This is a genomic window from Pararhizobium sp. DWP3-4, assembly GCF_049898205.1.
Taxonomy (GTDB): domain Bacteria; phylum Pseudomonadota; class Alphaproteobacteria; order Rhizobiales; family Rhizobiaceae; genus Pararhizobium.
Genome location: NZ_JAFCXF010000005.1, coordinates 151731 through 171005 on the forward strand (window position 1 = coordinate 151731; position 19275 = coordinate 171005).

Annotated in this window: 15 protein-coding genes and 1 pseudogene; 15 read left to right on the forward strand and 1 reads right to left on the reverse strand. The window is 59.3% G+C overall.

Annotated elements, in window-relative coordinates; all coding sequences use genetic code 11:
* Window positions 1-7 precede the first annotated feature (7 nt).
* From ACP7E6_RS14745 to ACP7E6_RS14800, 12 genes are all read left to right on the forward strand, one after another.
* On the forward strand, window positions 8-1579 hold the full coding sequence (locus ACP7E6_RS14745; protein WP_426230466.1) for a response regulator: 1572 nt from the start codon (window positions 8-10) through the stop codon (window positions 1577-1579).
* A gap of 198 nt (window positions 1580-1777) precedes the next feature.
* Entirely contained in the window at window positions 1778-2368 is a 591-nt protein-coding gene (locus tag ACP7E6_RS14750) for an ANTAR domain-containing response regulator (protein WP_426230467.1), read from the forward strand.
* Between the two features lie 46 nt (window positions 2369-2414).
* Window positions 2415-3716 (forward strand): CmpA/NrtA family ABC transporter substrate-binding protein, encoded by a 1302-nt coding sequence (locus ACP7E6_RS14755; protein ID WP_426230468.1) that lies wholly within the window; start codon window positions 2415-2417, stop codon window positions 3714-3716.
* A 365-nt stretch (window positions 3717-4081) separates the two neighbouring features.
* Entirely contained in the window at window positions 4082-5380 is a 1299-nt protein-coding gene (locus tag ACP7E6_RS14760) for a CmpA/NrtA family ABC transporter substrate-binding protein (RefSeq protein WP_426230469.1), read from the forward strand.
* 63 nt (window positions 5381-5443) lie between these two features.
* A complete protein-coding gene (gene ntrB, locus ACP7E6_RS14765; RefSeq protein WP_426230470.1) occupies window positions 5444-6337 on the forward strand; it encodes a nitrate ABC transporter permease in 894 nt (297 codons plus the stop codon).
* Window positions 6338-6348: 11 nt separating this feature from the next.
* Complete coding sequence (locus tag ACP7E6_RS14770; protein ID WP_426230471.1) at window positions 6349-7146, forward strand: ABC transporter ATP-binding protein; 798 nt, start codon at window positions 6349-6351, stop codon at window positions 7144-7146.
* A gap of 5 nt (window positions 7147-7151) precedes the next feature.
* Window positions 7152-9602: a nitrite reductase large subunit NirB gene (nirB, locus tag ACP7E6_RS14775; RefSeq protein ID WP_426230472.1), complete on the forward strand. Its 2451-nt coding sequence runs from the start codon at window positions 7152-7154 to the stop codon at window positions 9600-9602.
* A gap of 5 nt (window positions 9603-9607) precedes the next feature.
* Window positions 9608-9943, forward strand: coding sequence for a nitrite reductase small subunit NirD (gene nirD, locus ACP7E6_RS14780; protein ID WP_426230759.1), 336 nt, complete (start codon window positions 9608-9610; stop codon window positions 9941-9943).
* 212 nt (window positions 9944-10155) lie between these two features.
* Window positions 10156-12813 (forward strand): molybdopterin-dependent oxidoreductase, encoded by a 2658-nt coding sequence (locus ACP7E6_RS14785; RefSeq protein WP_426230473.1) that lies wholly within the window; start codon window positions 10156-10158, stop codon window positions 12811-12813.
* Window positions 12785-14290, forward strand: coding sequence for a siroheme synthase CysG (gene cysG, locus ACP7E6_RS14790; RefSeq protein ID WP_426230474.1), 1506 nt, complete (start codon window positions 12785-12787; stop codon window positions 14288-14290). The genes ACP7E6_RS14785 and cysG overlap by 29 nt, the downstream gene beginning before the upstream one ends.
* Window positions 14287-14607 carry a hypothetical protein gene (locus ACP7E6_RS14795; RefSeq protein ID WP_426230475.1) on the forward strand — a complete coding sequence of 107 codons (321 nt, stop codon included), beginning with the start codon at window positions 14287-14289 and terminating at the stop codon, window positions 14605-14607. The genes cysG and ACP7E6_RS14795 overlap by 4 nt, the downstream gene beginning before the upstream one ends.
* Window positions 14608-14931: 324 nt before the next feature.
* Window positions 14932-15477: a YidB family protein gene (locus ACP7E6_RS14800; protein WP_426230476.1), complete on the forward strand. Its 546-nt coding sequence runs from the start codon at window positions 14932-14934 to the stop codon at window positions 15475-15477.
* Window positions 15478-15544: 67 nt separating this feature from the next.
* Here ACP7E6_RS14800 and ACP7E6_RS14805 read toward each other — a convergent pair whose 3' ends face one another.
* Entirely contained in the window at window positions 15545-15709 is a 165-nt protein-coding gene (locus ACP7E6_RS14805; RefSeq protein WP_426230477.1) for a hypothetical protein, read from the reverse strand.
* 554 nt (window positions 15710-16263) lie between these two features.
* Here ACP7E6_RS14805 and ACP7E6_RS14810 point away from each other — a divergent pair.
* The 3 genes and pseudogenes from ACP7E6_RS14810 to ACP7E6_RS14820 all read left to right on the forward strand — a co-directional run bounded on the left by ACP7E6_RS14810 (window position 16264) and on the right by ACP7E6_RS14820 (window position 18901).
* Window positions 16264-16578 carry a hypothetical protein gene (locus ACP7E6_RS14810; RefSeq protein ID WP_426230478.1) on the forward strand — a complete coding sequence of 105 codons (315 nt, stop codon included), beginning with the start codon at window positions 16264-16266 and terminating at the stop codon, window positions 16576-16578.
* A gap of 282 nt (window positions 16579-16860) precedes the next feature.
* Window positions 16861-17135 (forward strand): annotated as a pseudogene (locus tag ACP7E6_RS14815) (hypothetical protein).
* Between the two features lie 320 nt (window positions 17136-17455).
* A complete protein-coding gene (locus tag ACP7E6_RS14820) occupies window positions 17456-18901 on the forward strand; it encodes a CHAD domain-containing protein (protein WP_426230479.1) in 1446 nt (481 codons plus the stop codon).
* Window positions 18902-19275: the final 374 nt, after the last annotated feature.

Sequence of the window (19275 nt, forward strand, 5' to 3'; positions counted from 1 at the left end):
CCCGAAGATGAAGTCCGTATCCTTTCTCCTAGTCGACGATCTTGAGGAAAATCTCCTGTCGCTTGAAGCGCTGTTACGGCGCGAGGGTCTTGTTCTACTAAAGGCACGTTCCGGAGATCAGGCGCTTGAGTTGCTTCTTCAAAACGATGTAGCTCTGGCCCTTGTCGACGTTCAAATGCCGGGGCTGAATGGTTTCGAGCTCGCTGAACTGATGCGCGGAAACGAACGAACGCGACGTGTTCCGATCATCTTCGTTACAGCTGGCAGTACCGATGGCCAGCGGCGGTTTCGCGGCTATGAGGCCGGTGCTGTTGATTTTATCCAGAAGCCGATTGAGCCTGACATTTTGCGGAGTAAGGCCGATGTGTTTTTCGAGCTTTACCGGCAGCGCCAGCAAATCTCAGCTCAACGCGATGAGTTGGAAGCTCAAGCGGAGGCGTTGAAGCAGGCCGACCGCCGCAAGGATGAGTTCCTGGCAACCCTAGCGCACGAATTGCGAAATCCGCTCGCGCCTTTGCGCCACGGATTGGATCTCCTGCGCAGAGATCCCAATGGGCAAGGCGCTGGCGATATTCGCGATATGATGGATCGCCAGATGTTGCATCTCGTGCGGTTGATTGACGACTTGTTGGACGTCTCGCGTGTCAGTCAAGGAAAAATCGAACTTCGCAAGGGTCTGATCGCGGTTGAGGATGTCGTGCGATCGGCCATCGAGGCCAGCCGTCCCCTGATCGATGCGGCGCAGCATTCGCTTACCGTCTTTATCCCCCCACAGCGGTTGTGGCTTGACGCCGATCATACGCGTCTTTCACAAGTGGTCGCTAACCTTCTCAATAATGCCACCAAATACACACCAACCGGCGGCCGGATTGGCGTGTCGGTTCAAGCTACTGGAGGGGAGGTCGTCATTGAAGTTTCTGATAACGGCATCGGAATACCTGCCGAAATGCGATCGGAAGTTTTCCAACTGTTTACTCAGGTCGAGGATCACCTGGATCGAGCCCAGGGTGGCCTGGGAATCGGTCTTTCTCTGGTCAAACAACTTGTTAGCCTGCATGGCGGAACCGTTGAAGCAAGAGGCCGCGATAATAGCAGCGGCAGCGTCTTCAGCATCCGCTTGCCACTGTCGGTAAACCCGGGAACGGAAGCCACTTCTTCACAGGCTCCGTTAAACCCTTCATCATCAGGTGCCCGCAAGGTCCTGGTCGTCGATGATAACAGAGAGCTCGCCTTCATGCTCGGCCTGATGCTTGAAGAAATGGGACATGATTTCGAGATTGCACACGATGGGCCAATGGCCCTTCAAGCCGCACAGCGATATAGACCCGATGTCATCCTACTTGATATCGGCTTACCCGGCATGGACGGCTATGAGGTTTGCCGCGCGTTTCGCAAGGATGAGCTGTTCAAGACGACGTCGATCATCGCCCAGACGGGTTGGGGTCAAAGCCGGGACAAAGCATTAGCTGGCGAAGCGGGGTTTAACCATCATCTGACGAAGCCCGTGGCATTCGAGGATCTTGAAAAACTCCTCTCCAACGCTGCGACGGAGTCGGCGCAAGGCGAGAGCGTACCATAGAATTTGGCGGCGGATACGCTGGCAGGGACTCGCATGCCTCACGGGCCGTATACCCAAACTCCGCTTTGACGATGTAAGCGAACGCGCAAGCATTTCTTCAGCCGTCAGCCGAGCCTATTTATTAATCAATCTGCATTGTGCCACTTTTTTAGACCAATCAATATTGCGCAATCTGCTGCACTGCGGCATGAATGAGCGATGACCTATCTGGATCTCACCATTCTTGTGATCGACGAGAACACAATTCGCGCCTCGATCATTGAGGAAGGATTGCGAGAGGCCGGGCATGCGAAGGTCACTGTCGTTCACGAAGTGCACGGTATTGCCCGCATCATCGAGACGCTGCAACCGGATGTGATCTTCATCGATCTCGAAAATCCCAATCGCGACATGATGGAGCACCTGTTCCAGCTGACGCGGACGGTCGGCCGGCCGATCGCCATGTTCGTTGACCGATCGGACACAGCATCGATCGAGGCAGCGGTCGACGCCGGCGTGTCCGCCTATATCGTCGACGGCTTGAAGAAAGAGCGCGTCAAACCGATCCTCCACATGGCCGTCAGCCGGTTTAACGCCTTTTCGAGGCTACAACGGGAACTGGCCGACGCCAAGTCGGCGCTGGAGGAGCGCAAAATTGTCGAACGCGCCAAGGGCATCCTAATGAAGATGCGCGGCATTTCAGAAGAGCAGGCCTTTGCCTTGCTGCGCCAGACGGCCATGAACGAAAAGAAGAAGATGTCGGACATCGCGCAGAGTGTCGTCACTGCGGCCGGGTTGCTGACGTCATGAGCAGGCACCAGTCGGACATTTTTCGGTGGGAGGCATTGGAGTGAATATGGTCACGAAAACCACGCGTACGGCCAATGCTCCGCGCGGCGGCGACAGCCGACTTGCCGCGCCCGCAGGATTGGCTGGCGAAGGCTCGCGAACACTGCGTGCCGGCTTCATTCCGCTCGTCGATGCGTCCGTGCTGATTGCAGCCGCCGAATTCGGCTTCGCGCGGAAGGAAGGTATCGTCCTCGATCTGGTCAAGGATGTCTCCTGGGCCAATGTGCGCGACCGGCTTGCTTTCCGCCAATTTGACATTGCCCACATGCTGTCGCCCATGCCGGTTGCCTCGATGCTGGGCCTGGGCTCCAATCCGTCGCCGACGATAACGCCGTTTTCTCTCGGCGGCGGCGGCAATGCCATCACACTGTCGACGCGTCTCTACGCCCGCATGCGGCAAGAGGCGTCCTTGACCGAAACGGAGAGCGCGCTGGAAAACGCGCAGGCACTGGCAAAGGTCATCCTCGGGATGAAAGCACGCGGCGAGCCGTTGCCGACACTTGGCGTCACATATCCCTTTTCCTCGCACAACTACGAATTCCGCTTCTGGCTGGCAGCCGGCGGCATCGATCCGGACCGCGACGTCAAGCTGGTCGTCGTGCCGCCGCCGATGACGGCCGACGCGCTCGCTGCTGGCGCCATCGACGGCTTCTGCGTCGGCGCGCCGTGGAACATGGTCGCCTCAGGACGCGGCGTCGGCCGCATCGTCGCCGCCAAGCAGGATATCTGGCCATCCGCTCCGGAAAAGGTGATCGGCATGCGGCCGGAATGGGCCGAAACGCATCCGGAAACCGTCTCCCGACTGATCGTCGCGCTGGATGCAGCCGCCCGCTGGTGCGACCGCCCGGAAAATCATGATGCATTATCGGAGGCGTTGGCGGATACCCGTTACCTCGCGGCTCCCGTCGATATCATTCGTCGCGTGCTGGCCGGCGAATTCAATCTCGACGATCAAGGCAATCGACGCATCATCGATGGCTATTTCAAGTTTCATGACGGCTTTGCCAACTATCCGCGTCCGAGCCAGGCGCTGTGGATCTACAGCCAGATGATCCGCTGGGGCCAGGCCAATCTTTCGTCTACCGGCATGGCGGCGGCGGCGGCCGCCTATCGGCCCGATATCTATCGCCTGGCGCTTGGAGCGGACGCAGCACCTCTGCTGGATGACGATATTCGCGTCGAAGGCGCCGTCGATGGCGACCGGTTCATGGACGGGCACGTTTTCGATCCGGCCCGGATCGCAGACTATATCGCCGGATTTGCCGTCAAAAGCGTTATGCGCAGCGGGTCGCGCGCCGAGGAAAACTGACGGCGGCGAATTTTGCATTGCACAAAATTTCCCACCGGGATGGGAGAGCGCCAAAGCAGACGCTGAAATTTTTTGCACATGCAGGACATGATCAAAATTTACGCGCGACCCCGCGATCGATGAATAAACGTTCAATTTCAGAAGGCTAACATTTTCCTTAGAAACTGGCACAGGCTTTGCTTAGTATAATTCGCTGCGGTCAATGGCGATCGCAGTAAGCCGAGCCCAAGACAGGCGCTCGCAAAGACATCGACGTCGCAAGGGTTTTGCAGTCCGGGATTCTTAATTCCCGAAGACGCAAATCTCCGAGCGGCGTTTTTTATTGCCCAAAATTCCAACCGGCCACTGTTTAAGGGAACCTGTTCATGACGATGACTTTGAGCAACGGCATCACCCGTCGCAACCTTCTCAAGACGACCACGACCGCAGCACTCTTCACCGCCGTCAAGACGGCTTTTCCTTCCGGCGCCTGTGCCGCCACGGCCGGCCCGGAAGTGACCGGTGTAAAACTCGGCTACATCGCGCTAACAGATTCGGCGGCGCTGATCATCGCCAAGGAAAAGGGCTTTTTCGAAAAGCACGGACTGCCGGATGTCGAAGTTGCCAAGCAGGCATCCTGGGGTGCGACCCGCGACAACCTCGTGCTCGGCGGCGCAGCCAACGGCATCGATGGCGCCCATATTCTCTCGCCGATGCCCTACTTGATGCACACCGGCAAGGTGACTCAGAACAATGTTCCGGTTCCCATGGCGATCCTCGCACGCCTGAACTGTGACAGCCAGGCGATTTCCGTCGCCAAGGAATATGCCGACACCGGCGTCCAACTCGACGCAACCAAGCTAAAGGCCGCCTTTGAAAAAAAGAAAGCCGATGGCGGCGAAGTGAAGGTCGCGATGACCTTCCCAGGCGGCACGCACGATCTGTGGATCCGCTATTGGCTGGCCGCCGGCGGCATCGACCCAGACAAAGATGTCTCCACCATTGTCGTACCCCCACCCCAGATGGTCGCCAACATGAAGGTCGGCAACATGGATGCCTTCTGTGTCGGCGAACCCTGGAACGAGCAGCTCGTCAATCAGGGCATCGGCTTTACAGCAGCTTCGACGGGCGAGCTGTGGAAGGGGCATCCGGAAAAGGCCCTCGGAATGCGCGCCGACTGGGTGGAGAAGAACCCGAACGCCGCCAAGGCGTTGATGATGGCCGTCATGGAAGCCCAGCAATGGTGCGAAAGCATGGGCAACAAGGACGAGATGGCGGCGATCGTCGGCAAGCGCCAATGGTTCAACGTTCCGGTGAAAGACATCATCGGCCGGCTGAAGGGCGACATCAACTACGGCAATGGTCGGGTGGTGCACGGCACCGACCTCTACATGAAGTTCTGGGCGAACGGTGCATCCTACCCGTTCAAGAGCCACGACACCTGGTTCATGGCCGAGAACATCCGTTGGGGCAAACTGGCGCCCGATACCGACATCAAGGCGCTGGTCAATCAGGTGAACCGCGAAGACATCTGGCGTGCCGCCGCCGCCGATCTGGGCGTGGCCACCGCCGACATCCCGGCCACGACCTCCCGCGGCAAGGAAACCTTTTTCGACGGCAAGGTCTTCGATCCGGAAAATCCGGCTGCCTATCTCGATAGCCTGTCGATCAAGGCGACGTCCTGATCAAAACAATCCCGGCACATGACCGTTTGCGCCGGATTCCTCTTTACCTTCAGGAGACATTCCATGCCAGCACTGGCCCGCACGGAAAAAATCGCACCTGCCGTATCGCAAAAGAAAAGTGCAAGCGTCGTCGCCCTGCCCGGCCGGCGGGCCTCAAAATTCAAGCCGAAACAGGTCGCGCTTGCCGCTGCCCGCAACGTCCTGCCGCCGCTGACCGTGCTCACCTTCATTCTGGTGATCTGGCAAGTTCTCTGTTCGGGAGCGGGCGCTACACTGCCGCCGCCAACGCAGGTCTGGCAGGAAAGCTACGACCTGATTGCCTATCCGTTCTTCAAATACGGGTCGCAGGATATCGGGCTTGGATGGCGAGTGCTGATCTCGCTGCAGCGCGTCGCTTATGGCTTCGGGCTTGCAGCCGTCGCCGGCATCCTGATCGGCGCCCTGATCGGCCAGTCGATCTGGGCGATGCGCGGTCTCGACCCGATCTTCCAGATCCTGCGCACCGTTCCGCCGCTCGCCTGGCTGCCGCTATCTCTGGCGGCCTTCCAGGACTCGAACCCCTCGGCCATCTTCGTCATCTTCATCACATCTATCTGGCCGGTGATCATCAACACCGCCGTCGGCGTCCGCAACATCCCGCAGGATTATCGCAACGTCGCCAAGGTGCTTTGCCTCAATCAGTTCGAATTCTTCTTCAAGATCATGCTGCCGTCGGCGGCCCCCTACATCTTCACCGGCCTTCGCATCGGCATCGGCCTGTCATGGCTTGCCATCGTCGCGGCAGAAATGCTCACCGGTGGCGTCGGCATCGGCTTCTTCATCTGGGATGCGTGGAACTCGTCGCGCCTGCCCGACATCATCGTCGCGCTGGCCTATATCGGCGTCGTCGGCTTCATCCTCGACAAGCTGGTCTCAGCCGTCGGCACCATCGTAACCCGCGGCGCATCCGCATCTTGAGGGACCCGATCATGAACGCCTATTTGAAACTCGATCATATCGAAAAGCATTTCGACCGGGGCGGCCAACGCGCCGAAGTGCTTAAGGGGATCAACCTGACGATCGCCAAAGGCGAGTTCGTGTCGATCATCGGCCATTCCGGCTGCGGAAAATCGACACTGCTCAATCTTATCGCCGGCCTGACGCCGGTCTCGTCCGGCGCCGTGCTGCTGGAAAACCGCGAGGTCAATGCGCCCGGTCCGGAACGCGCTGTCGTGTTCCAGAACCACAGCCTGCTGCCCTGGCTGACTGTCTATGAAAACGTCAATCTCGCCGTCTCCAAGGTTTTCGGCAGGACCAAGAGCAAGACCGAGCGCCATGACTGGGTGATTGCCAATCTGGACCTGGTCCAGATGGCGCACGCCAAGGACAAGCGGCCATCCGAGATCTCTGGTGGCATGAAGCAGCGCGTCGGCATCGCTCGCGCCCTTGCCATGGAGCCGAAGATCCTGCTGCTCGATGAGCCCTTCGGCGCGCTCGATGCCCTGACGCGGGCACATCTGCAGGATGCGGTGATGGAGATCCACCTCCGTCTCGGCAACACCATGCTGATGATCACCCACGACGTCGACGAGGCCGTACTCTTGTCCGACCGCATCGTCATGATGACCAACGGTCCTGCTGCCTGCATCGGCGAGGTGCTCGATGTGCCGATCGCCCGGCCGCGCAACCGTATCGAGCTTGCCTCCGACCGGACCTATCTCAAATGCCGCGAGGCGGTGCTGAAATTCCTCTACGAGCGCCACCGCTTCGTCGAAGCCGCGGAGTGACCGGCATGACCCAGAAACTCGTCATCATCGGCAATGGCATGGCGCCCGGCCGGATGTTGGAGCACCTGTTCGAACAGGCACCCGGCCAATACGACGTCACGATCTTCAACGCCGAGCCCCGCGTCAACTACGACCGCATCATGCTCTCGCCTGTCCTATCCGGCGAGAAGACCTACGAGCAAATCGTCATCCATGGTGACGGCTGGTACATCGAAAACGGTATCACCCTCTACAAGGGTCACAAGATCATCGCGATCGACCGTGCCGCCAAGACCGTTACCTCTGATCACGGCGTGACCGAGAGCTACGACAAGCTGGTGATCGCCACCGGCTCCATGCCCTTCATCATTCCGGTACCCGGCAAGGATCTGCCGGGTGTCATCACTTATCGTGACATCGACGACGTGCAAGCCATGCTACTGGCCGCCCAGTCGCGCGAAAAGGCCATCGTCATCGGCGGCGGCCTTCTCGGCCTCGAAGCGGCGGCAGGCCTCAATTCGCGCGGCATGGACGTCACCGTGCTGCATGTCATGCCGACGCTGATGGACCGCCAGCTCGATCCGGCGGCCGGTTACCTGTTGCAGCGCGCCTTCGAGGAACGCGGCATCAAGGTCGTCACCAAGGCCAACACCAAGCAGATCGTCGGCAACAGCAAGGTCGAAGGCATCGAGCTGGACGATGGTACGATCATGCCGGCAAGCCTCGTTGTCATGGCCGTTGGTATCCGCCCGAATGCGGCAATTGCCAAGGAAGCAGGCCTTGCGGTCAACCGCGGCATCGTCGTCGATTCCGGCATGCAGACCTCGGATGGCGATATCCTGGCGCTTGGCGAGTGCGCCGAAGTCGGCGGCATGGTCTACGGTCTCGTCGCGCCCCTCTACGAAATGGCGCGTATTGCCGCATCGCATCTGGCCGGCGACCGCACGCCCGCCTTCGTCCATTCGGACACGCCGACGAAACTCAAGGTCACCGGCATCAACCTTTTCTCGCTTGGCGACTTTTCCGAAGGCGAAGACCGTGAGGAGATTGTGCTGCGCGACGCCGCCGCCGGCGTCTACAAGAGGCTTGTACTGAGGGACAACCGTATCATCGGCACGGTGCTCTACGGTGAAACCGCCGACGGCGCCTGGTTCAACGACCTGAAGAAAAAAGCCACTGATATCTCCGAAATGCGCGAAACGCTCATTTTTGGCCAGGCCTACCAGGGAGGGTCCCCGCTGGACCCTACGGCGGCCGTTGCAGCCTTGCCGGATGATGCGGAAATCTGCGGCTGCAACGGCGTCTGCAAGGGCAAGATCACATCGACAATCGCCGGCAAGGACCTGACATCGCTGGACGAGGTGCGCGCCCACACCAAGGCGTCCGCCTCCTGCGGTTCCTGCACCGGCCTCGTCGAACAGCTGATGAGCATCACGCTGGGCGACGCCTACAATCCGAAGGCCGTGCAACCCATGTGCGGCTGCACCGATCTCGGCCATGACGACGTGCGCCGCCTGATCATGGCCAAGGGGCTGAAAACCATTCCGGCGGTCATGCAGGAACTGGAGTGGAAGACCTCCTGCGGCTGCGCCAAATGCCGACCGGCGCTCAACTATTACCTCGTCTGCGACTGGCCGAATGAGTATGCCGACGACTATCAGTCGCGTTTCATCAACGAGCGCGTCCATGCCAATATCCAGAAGGACGGCACCTATTCCGTCGTGCCGCGCATGTGGGGCGGCGTGACCAATGCGGGCGAACTGCGGGCGATCGCCGATGTCGTCGACAGGTTCGAGATCCCGATGGTGAAAGTCACCGGCGGCCAGCGTATCGATCTGCTCGGCATCGAGAAGGAAGATCTGCCCGCCGTCTGGGCTGATCTCGGCAAGGCCGGCTTCGTCTCCGGCCAGGCCTATGCCAAGGGCCTGCGCACGGTAAAAACCTGCGTCGGCTCCGACTGGTGCCGCTTTGGCACGCAGGATTCGACCGGGCTCGGCATCCGCATCGAGAAGTTCATGTGGGGCTCCTGGACACCGGCGAAGCTGAAGCTGGCCGTCTCTGGCTGTCCGCGCAACTGCGCCGAGGCGACCTGCAAGGATATCGGCGTCATCTGCGTCGATTCAGGCTTCGAGATCCATTTCGCCGGTGCCGCCGGTCTCGACATCAAGGGCACGGAAGTACTTGGCCTCGTCAAAACCGAGGACGAGGCGCTGCGCTACATCGTGGCGCTGACGCAGATGTACCGCGAGCAAGGACGCTATCTCGAGCGCATCTATAAATGGGCTAAACGCATCGGGCTGGACGAAATCCGCCGCCAGATCATGGGCGATGCCGACAAGCGCCAGGCCTATTACGAGCGCTTCGTATTTTCCCAGAAGTTCGCCCAGGTCGATCCCTGGTCGGAGCGCGTCTCCGGTAAGGACAAGCATGAATTCCGGCCGATGGCGACGGTCGGCTATCCGGAGGCGGCGGAATGATGGAGATGGACATGAACTGGGTTGGTATCGGCGATATCACCGAAATCCCGCTGCGTGGCGCGCGCTGCGTCAAGACCCCGCAAGGCAAGATCGCCGTATTCCGTACGGCCGACAATGAAGTGTTTGCCATCGAGGACCATTGCCCGCACAAGGGCGGGCCGCTCAGCCAGGGTATCGTTCACGGAACGGCTGTCACCTGCCCGCTGCACAACTGGGTCATCTCGCTCGAAACCGGCAAGGCGCTAGGCGCCGATCAGGGCGAGGTACGAACGATCCGGGTGCGCAACGACAATGGTGCTCTCTCCATCGCGCTCGAAAGCCTGATGATGGCGGCGGAATAGGCCTATGTCAGAGTTTGCGGCAGCCCCCTCCTCCATCAGTTTCGCTGACATCTGCCCCACAAGGGGGGAGATCATTCTATTCCCTCTTGGTCTAGTAAGCGAGGGACGCAAGAAGCGTACGGTCAATCTCGCCCCTTGTGGGGGAGATGTCCCGGAGGGACAGAGGGGTGTAACGCACCTCAACGTCGAAATGCGGATACGGGGCACCTCTCATGTCCACTGAGACCAAGACCACTTGCCCCTATTGCGGCGTCGGTTGCGGCGTCATCGCAAAAATCGACGCCAACGGCACGGTCAGCGTCAAGGGTGACCCGGATCATCCAGCCAATTTCGGAAGGCTCTGTTCCAAGGGTTCGGCGCTGGCCGAAACCGTCGATCTTGACGGACGGGTTCTTCACCCGCAAATCAGTGGAGAGCGTGCAAGCTGGGACAAGGCGCTGGATCTGGTGGCCTCGCGCTTCTCGGAAACCATCGCAGAACATGGCCCGGATTCGGTGGCCTTCTACGTCTCCGGCCAGTTGCTGACCGAAGATTATTATGTCGCCAACAAGCTGATGAAAGGCTTCATCGGCTCGGCCAATATCGACACAAATTCCCGGCTCTGCATGTCCTCCTCCGTCGCGGGCCATCGCCGTGCTTTCGGCGCCGATACCGTGCCGGGCACCTACGAGGATATCGAGCTTGCAGATCTCGTCATCCTAACCGGCTCCAACCTCGCCTGGTGCCATCCGGTGATCTACCAGCGCCTCGCCGCCGCCAAGGCCGCCCGCCCATCGATGAAAGTCGTGGTCATCGACCCGCGCCGCACGATGACGGCCGATATCGCCGACCTGCATCTGGCCATCCGACCGGATGGCGACGTGTCGCTGTTCATGGGCCTGCTGGCCCATCTGGCCGGCACTTCTGCGATCGATCAGAACTATATCGGAACGCACACCAACGGTTTTGCCGAAACCTTTGCTGCTGCATCGGCCCTCGGCATCGCAGACCTGATGGAGCGCACAGGCCTGCCCTCCATGCAGTTGCGCCAGTTCTTCCGGATGTTTCAAGAAACGCAGAAAGTCGTCACCTGCTATAGCCAGGGCGTCAACCAGTCGGCATCGGGCACCGACAAGGTCAACGCCATCATCAATTGCCACCTGGCGACAGGACGCATCGGCCAGCCAGGCATGGGCCCGTTCTCGCTGACCGGCCAGCCGAACGCTATGGGCGGTCGCGAGGTCGGCGGTCTGGCCAACATGCTGGCCGCCCATATGGCGATCGAAAGTCCTGAAGATTGCGACCGCGTCAAGCGCTTCTGGAAATCGCCAGACATTGCCCGCAAACCCGGCCTCAAGGCCGTCGAGATGTTCCGCGCCGTGGCCGATGGCAGGATCAAGGCGCTCTGGATCATGGCCACCAACCCGGTTGTCTCGATGCCTGACGCGGATGCGGTGGCCGCTGCAATCGCTGCCTGTCCCTTCGTCGTGGTCTCGGACGTCCTTCAGGAAACCGACACGACGCAATACGCCCATGTCCTTTTGCCTTCTCTCGGCTGGGGCGAGAAGGACGGCACGGTCACCAATTCCGAACGTCGCATTTCCCGCCAACGTACGTTTCTTCCCGCGCTTGCCGAAGCCAAGCCCGACTGGTGGCAAATGGCCGAAGTCGGACGTCGCATGGGCTTTGCCGACCCCTTTTCCTTCCCCGCCGCAGCCGATGTCTTTGCCGAGCACGCTGCCCTCTCGGCTTTCGAAAACGACGGCAGCCGGGATTTCGATATCGGCGCTCACGCGAGGACCGATACTGCTACCTACGACGCCTTGGCACCGTTTCAATGGCCGCAGCAGGCAGACACAGACGCGCGGATCACGCGTTTCTTCAGTGATGGCGGCTTCTTCCACGCCGATCGTAAGGCGCGCTTCATTGCCGTTAGCGCTCCCGTTTCCGATCGAACCAATGCCGACTTCCCGCTGACGCTCAATACCGGCCGCATCCGCGACCAGTGGCACACGATGACGCGGACCGGCAAAAGCGCCCGCCTCTCCGCCCATATCGCCGAGCCCTTCGCCGAAATCCACCCGCGCGACGCAATGGAGATCGGTGTCTCCAGCGCGTCGCTCGTCGAGATCGAAAGCCCCTACGGGAAGGCCGTAGTGCGTGCCCTGGTCACCGACCGGCAGGCGCGCGGCAGCCTGTTCGTGCCGATGCACTGGAACGACCAGTTTGCCGCGAAAGCCCGTATCGACGCGGTCGTCGCGCCAGTGACAGACCCTATATCCGGCCAGCCGGCTTCCAAGAACGTCGCCATCGCTGCCCGGCCGCTGAAGGTGGAAAGCTACGGCTTTGCCGTCTCCTTCGCCAAACCGCAAAACCTCGACACCGCTTACTGGGCTCTGGCGAAGGCGGTCGGCGGCTGGCGGCTGGAGCTTGCATTCAATGCTGCACCAAGCAGCTGGACCGAATGGTGCCGTGCCCATTTCGGCATTCCCGATCATATCGAGCCGCTCGGTTATGCGGACGCCCAATCCGGCGACCTGCGCCTTGCCTTCTTTGACGGCGACCAGCTGCTCGCTGCCTTCTTCCTCGCCCGCCGCCCCGTCGCCGTCGCCCGCAACTGGGCGATCGAACAGCTCACCGTCCAACATGCCGAACTCGCCAAACGCTTCGCCGTCGTTGCCGGACGTCCGGGCGCCGGACGCGTGGACCCGGGCGCCACCGTCTGCTCGTGTTTCGGCGTCGGCGTCAACCAGATCGTCGCCGCTGTGCGGAGCGGCTGTCACAGCGTCGAGGCGGTCGGCAAGGAATTGAACGCCGGAACCAATTGCGGCTCGTGCCGCGCGGAAATCAGGGGGATCATCGATGGATGTCTTGCAGCTGCTGCCGAGTGACCGCAACGCCACCCCGTCCCGCATGGCGCCGCTTGCCAAGCTGCCGGTCTTCTGGGCGCTCGACGGAAAACGCGTCCTTGTCGCCGGCGGATCGGACGCCGCCGCCTGGAAGGCGGAGCTGCTGGCCGCCTGCGGCGCCGAAATCCATGTCTATGCCGAAGACCTGAGCGAGACGTTTTCGACCCTCATCGCTCAGGGTTCGGAATCCGAAAACGGGCGTTTCGTTCATCACGGCCATGAGTGGAATGCTGCCGCGTTCGACGATACAGCCATTGCCATCGCCGACTGCGAAGACGGTGAGGCAGCCGCGGCCTTCTTCGATGCCGCCTGCAAGGCCGGCGTCCCGGTCAACGTCATCGACAAACCAAGATACTGCCAGTTCCAGTTCGGCGCGATCGTCAACCGCTCCCCTGTAGTCGTCGCCATCTCTACCGACGGCGCGGCCCCGATCCTCGCCCAAGCCATCCGCCGCAGGATCGAGACATTGTTGCCGCCGTCGCTAAAATCATGGGCGGCGCTGGCGCATTCTATCCGCGACAAGGTTAATGCTAAGGTAAGCCCCGGAGCGCCAAGACGCGCCTTCTGGGAAAGCTTCGTCGATCGCGCTTTCGGCGCGCCGCCAGAGGCAAGCACGGAGGCCAATCTGATCTCCAACGCTCGCCGCAGTGTCCACAACATGAAATCGCCCATCGGGCGCGTGACCCTCGTCGGCGCCGGTCCCGGCGATGCGGAACTTTTGACGCTGAAAGCTGTGCGCGCCCTTCAGGCCGCCGACGTCATCTTGTTTGATGATCTGGTCTCCGATGAGGTGTTGGAACTCGCCCGCCGCGAGGCAAAGCGAATGCTAGTAGGAAAACGCGGCGGCCGGACGAGCTGCAAGCAGGAAGACATTAACGCCATGATGGTCACGCTTGCCAAGGCCGGCAAGCGCGTCGTGCGGCTGAAATCCGGCGACCCAATGATCTTCGGCCGCGCTGGCGAGGAGATCGCCTGTCTCGAAGAGGCGGGCATCCCCGTCGATGTCGTACCCGGCATCACCTCGGCTAGCGCCATGGCAGCAAGGCTCGGCGTCTCGCTGACGCACCGCGACCATGCGCAGGCGGTCCGTTTCGTCACAGGCCACTCGCGGTTCGGCTCCTTGCCAGCCGACATGAACTGGCACGATCTCGCTCATGCACGGACAACGACGATCTTCTACATGGGCGGTCGTACCGCAGGCCAGATCCGGATCCGGCTGTTGGAAGCCGGGATGAATGCTGACACACCCGTTGTAGTCGTCAGTGCAGTGACCCGCAACAATGAAGCCCGATGGTGTGGACGATTGAACGATCTGGCTTCAGCCGTCGTGGGCATGGGCGTCGACCATCCGATCCTGATCGGAGTGGGGCATGTATTCGCTCAGCTAGAATCCGCGCACAAGGCGTCAACGAAGCACCGGCGATCGGGAAAATACAAAGTCGTGGGGGAGCGCGCATGATCCTCTTGGACACTGTTGCCCCCTTCGCCCTGAGCTTGGCAATCGGGTTGAGCTGGGGAGGTTTTCGTCCAATTTTCTCGCGCGCGACCAGCGAAGCCACGCTGCGCTCGCCGGTGACAACGCTGGCGAGTGCAATCTGCGTAACTTCATTAGGAATGGCATTCAATGCTGAATCTACTGGACTTATGGGAATTGTTGCAGCAAGCGGTTTGTTTTTGGGAGTACTACTCGAAAAGTCTCCCGTGCACCCACCAAAGGTCTTCGCCCTGAGCCTAGCTGGCGCCCTTTTGGTTTTCCACCTGTCCATTATGGCTTGAGTATTAGAAATGTTCAATCCTGGGATGTCCTACCAAGTGGGTACCTTAACCGGTTTCCAGGCAACGGAACACATTTGCCTGTCACTGTTCCTTGTTTGCAGGCCCGGGCTCTTGGCGAGGTAGGTCGATATGAGCAATGCGGCAATTGCTGAGGCGACCGTGTTTGTGACGGCGAACACGTATGACCCGAAGGAATTTCTATCGCTTTCTCCGACTGAATCTCGAAAAGCCGATGACATACCGCTTCCGAGCCCTAGTTCACGCTGAACACCATGGCCACCGGCATCGACTTGCCCGGCCATTCGAAAGGAAAGGGAGAAAACAATGGCAAGCAATGCTTTGAAAGCACTTCTCGGCGTATTAGCCGTCGCTGGCTACCAAAACCGGGACAAGATCACGGAAATACTTCGCGGCCTTCGTAATCCATCGCAACTAGGCCCCGACGGCCAAACTCAATCGGGGGGGCTTGGGGATATTTTGGGCGGTCTGTCCGGAGGCAGTTTGGGTGGGCTGGGCGACCTTTTCCGAGGTGGTGCGAGTGGCGGATCGCTAAGCGGCGGACTGGGCGACCTCCTCAAGCAATTTGAACAAAAAGGTCAGGGCGAAACGGCAAAGTCGTGGGTCGAGCCCGGCCCAAACAAAGACATCGACGACAGCCAGCTTTCCGAAGTCCTCGGGCCGGAGATCTTGGATGACCTGGCGGCCAAGACGGGGTTGTCGCGCGACGAAATTCTCAGCCGCCTGAGCCGCGATCTGCCCAAGGCAGTGGACGACATGACGCCCGGTGGTCAACTGCCGGCAGACGACGTAGACGATTTGAATCCGACAGCGATGACGTCCGTCCCTCCCATAAAGCCGCAAATGGTTTGACCAGGCAACTCATCGCGGAAATCTCCACCGAGCGGGTATTGCTTGCAAAACAACAGTCTGCGCCGGGTCATTGACCCGGCGACACTGCAACATACTGGTAATAAGCCCATACGATAAGCACGACCGCGATCGCAGCGAGCCAGATCAGCGTCTTTTTCTGTCCGGAAGAGACTGTTCTCGGCTGCTTTTTCGGTTTCGGGCGCTGGAATTTTACAATGTTATCGTCGTTCATGCTGGTTCCTCTCGAAGATCGCTTTTTCGATAGCATGGGAACGGGTGGCGACGATACGCACTCTCCACACAGCGTTCCCTTGTTCCGTCGTGGCGGCTCCTTGGTCCGTGCGGTTTCAACGCGCGCCCTCCAAAGCGACGTCGCGCCCAGGGTTGGACGCTCTGCAAGGCAATGGTCTGCCTGATCATCGGCGACGACGGTGTGCAAGGTCGGCCTGGTGGAAAAGCGCCGTTGAAACCACCAGCACAAACTGCTCTACGCCGCCTCGTCAGCGCCGTGCTTTAACATGATTGCAGGGGAGATCGGGCCAGCCAGATAAAACGCAGAGCCGGCCTTATTGGTCGCTTCTCAGGTACTCCCAACGCATCTCAATGAACGCGATTTGGATGCGCATCAGTCAAGTAGAAGCGTTGCTGCGTCGATGCGCAATAAAGCGTGGGCGCCATCTGCTCGAACCACTGCCCGCATCATCAAATAGCCCCGTTTGGTAGAGGATAGTGAAATTCGAACGGCAGCACCTATGTCTGCCAAGCGAACACCGACGTGAGGGATAGATGTCAGCGGAAGTCAGACGACGCGCTGCGGAGAACGCGTTTCAACGTGCGCAGCAGGCCGGCCATGTTATTGAGCAGGATCAAAGGTTCCACACGTGGATCGAGGAATGGATTTCCGGACGAATGACGATGCCGGAAGTTGCAATGCGGTACCGTGCCTTAGTCATCGAACGATCGGCCGCCCGTCGTGCTGGCACCGCTCCTCACCTGTCTGAGATCTTGCAAAAAACAAAGACGGCGAGCGGAGCGGAGCCTGAACAGCCCTTCGACCTGGAAACCGAGATCAACCGCCTCATGGCGGAAGACCAGCGATAGCCAACGGTTTGACGTGGTATCGGGCCGATTTTGCAACGTGGCTTGACGGCAGCCATACGGGCGAGGACGTCAATGAAGATGTTCAGGTCAAGGGCTACCAGCGTGGGCGCGCTGGCACTCTGGGTTCGCCTCTTTGGGCCAAGTCGAACTAACCCAAAACAGCTTAGGCTGATCTGCGAACCCTAGACACAATGCCAAGATTTGATTGTGACAGTTAAATGACATTTTCTTCTCAGAACAAGCATGAAAAAAATTGTGAAAGTGTCGGACAACACGAATTAAATCCATCACGCGCTGGTCGATGGCGCTCAGGCTGGGCGGAGTGACAAAGCCCTATTTCAACACGTTGTTGAAGAGTGTCCCAAGGCGACAAGCAAGAAGATCGTGAAGGCGTCGCTGCTGGCGTTAAGTGACCCTATTTGAAAGACGCGAAGATACTTCACACAGTTTATGCGCTTGCCATCAAGCACCGTCTCGATCCCTGGTCGAAGGACGATATGGAGGAGCCGGATACAGGCATGGTCGGCGCCCCCAAAGCAAGCAAGCGATCATCGTAAAAAGCAGTTGGGGATCGGGTAACATCAGTCTGGACTCGCTGCGTGGAAAGAGCGGTCGCCGCTGTCCTTGGTGTGAGGAAAGCGTGAATATTGTCTGCGGTGGTTTGAATACCCGCCACTTTGCCCCGCGCATGCTAATTTCGACGGCCTGCGGACGGTAATCTCAGCGTTCCCGGGAGCGGAGGCCGTAGAGGCCGGCGCTCTGCCGTAAAGATTGCCCAAAAGCCCGCCGATCGTGCCGCCATTGTCATCGAAGTACGGAACCATGAACCTTATAGTGGTCGTGAGCGTTCCAATGCCGATAACAGGAAGGTGCGAATATGACCGAAACAGAGTTAAAACTCGAATTCCTCCCGGCCGACATTGAAAGATTGCTAGGATCCGACCTGCTCGGCGAACCAGCCGACAGCATCAGGCAGGATTCAACTTACTTCGATACGGGTGACTACCGTCTTCGCGCCGCTGGGTTTAGTCTTCGTATTCGCCGTTCGGGAGGCCAAAGCGTGCAGACGGTGAAGGCGACAGGGCCAGGTGCCTCCCTGTTTGCCCGCAGTGAATGGGAGACGTCTATCACACGCGACATGCCAGTCTTTGATCACTCCACTCCACTCCTTAACGAATTCGGACCGGTCGCTGCGGATTTATCACCGCAGTTTGAAATCTCGATCCACAGGCGCGTCTGGAGCTTGACTGAGGATGGGTCTAATATCGAGGCTGTTATCGACACGGGGCACGTCGATGCGTGGGATCGTCAGACATCCATTCTCGAATTAAAGCTTGAGCTTAAGGATGGCAACGCACGTGATCTCTTCACTTTCGCACGGAAAATAGAAGCGGTCGCATCGTTCAAATTCGCCGTGCTTTCCAAAGCAGAGCGAGGCTATCGATTGCTGGAGGCGCAGCTGTCCGTTTACAAAGTCGAGCCAATCGAGCTGGAGCCCGGCTCATCAGTGACCGAAGCGTTCCAAGCGATCGCCGCGTCGTGTTTCAGACAGTTCCGTTTAAACGAGACCCTATTGCTGGAAAGAAAGAATGCCGCGGCGCTTCACCAAGCGCGCGTGGCGCTCAGACGTTTGCGCTCGGCAATTTCTTTGTTCACGCCGATCTTTACAGATGACACAGCAAAACGGATGTCGGACGAATTCCGCTGGCTCGCTGGCGTGCTTGGCGAAGCCCGCAACCTCGACGTCCTGACTGCGCAGGCACACGAGCTGCGGGATCGGCTTGTTGAAGCCGGCACAGCCGCCTATGCGGATGTTGAAGACGCTCTGTCCTCCTTTCGTGCTAGGGCACTCATGGTGGATTTCAACGAATGGCTGCAATGCGGCGAGTATCTAGCCTCCGCCGCTGTGCTAGAGGCGCCGCGCAGCTCAGCGACCGATTTTGCGTGCGAGGCGATGGACAGGCTACGCAGGAAACTGAAGAAACGTGGACGCAATCTTGCAGGGGGGGAAGATGAACACCGGCACGAGGCGCGAAAGAATGCAAAGAAACTTCGTTACGCCGCCGAGTTTTTCGGCTCCCTGTTTGCCGGCAAGCGGGCAGCTCGTCGATACAAGCGTTTTATTGATGCTGTGGAAAAGCTCCAGGACCAACTTGGCGCGTTGAACGATCTCGCCACTGGACCCGACGTTCTGGACAAGTATGGATTGCGCGATCACCCAGAGGCCGATCGGCTTGTCTCTCATGCTGATAAGTCAGCACTCATTCATAAGGCTCAAGACGCGCTCGACGACGTGCTCGACGCCAAGAGGTTCTGGAAGTGACAGTCACCCGTCATTGAGCGGTCGCAAATACGCGGTAAATTCAAGGGGAGCACATCCCCTTCATTGTGCCATTCATTTGGACCTCGCGTTTGCGAGGTCTTTTTTTGGATAGCTGTTAAAGTCCGAATAGCCCTTCTCGGAGAGGGCGAGAAGGGCTGAAGGTTTTCGTGCTGAAAAGGCCACGCTTACAAAGGTCCGCCCTAGGCCACATTCAATATTACTAATTTATGTGAATGCCTGATGTCAGCCTGGTGTGATGCGACAACAACGCCGCAAGGTAGCTAAGGCCGGAGGCTTGGAGTCACCAAAGAACGCTTAAAAGTCGCTGTGAACTCAGTTCCGGTGTGCGTCTCCCGCTCATCTGTTCACCGTCC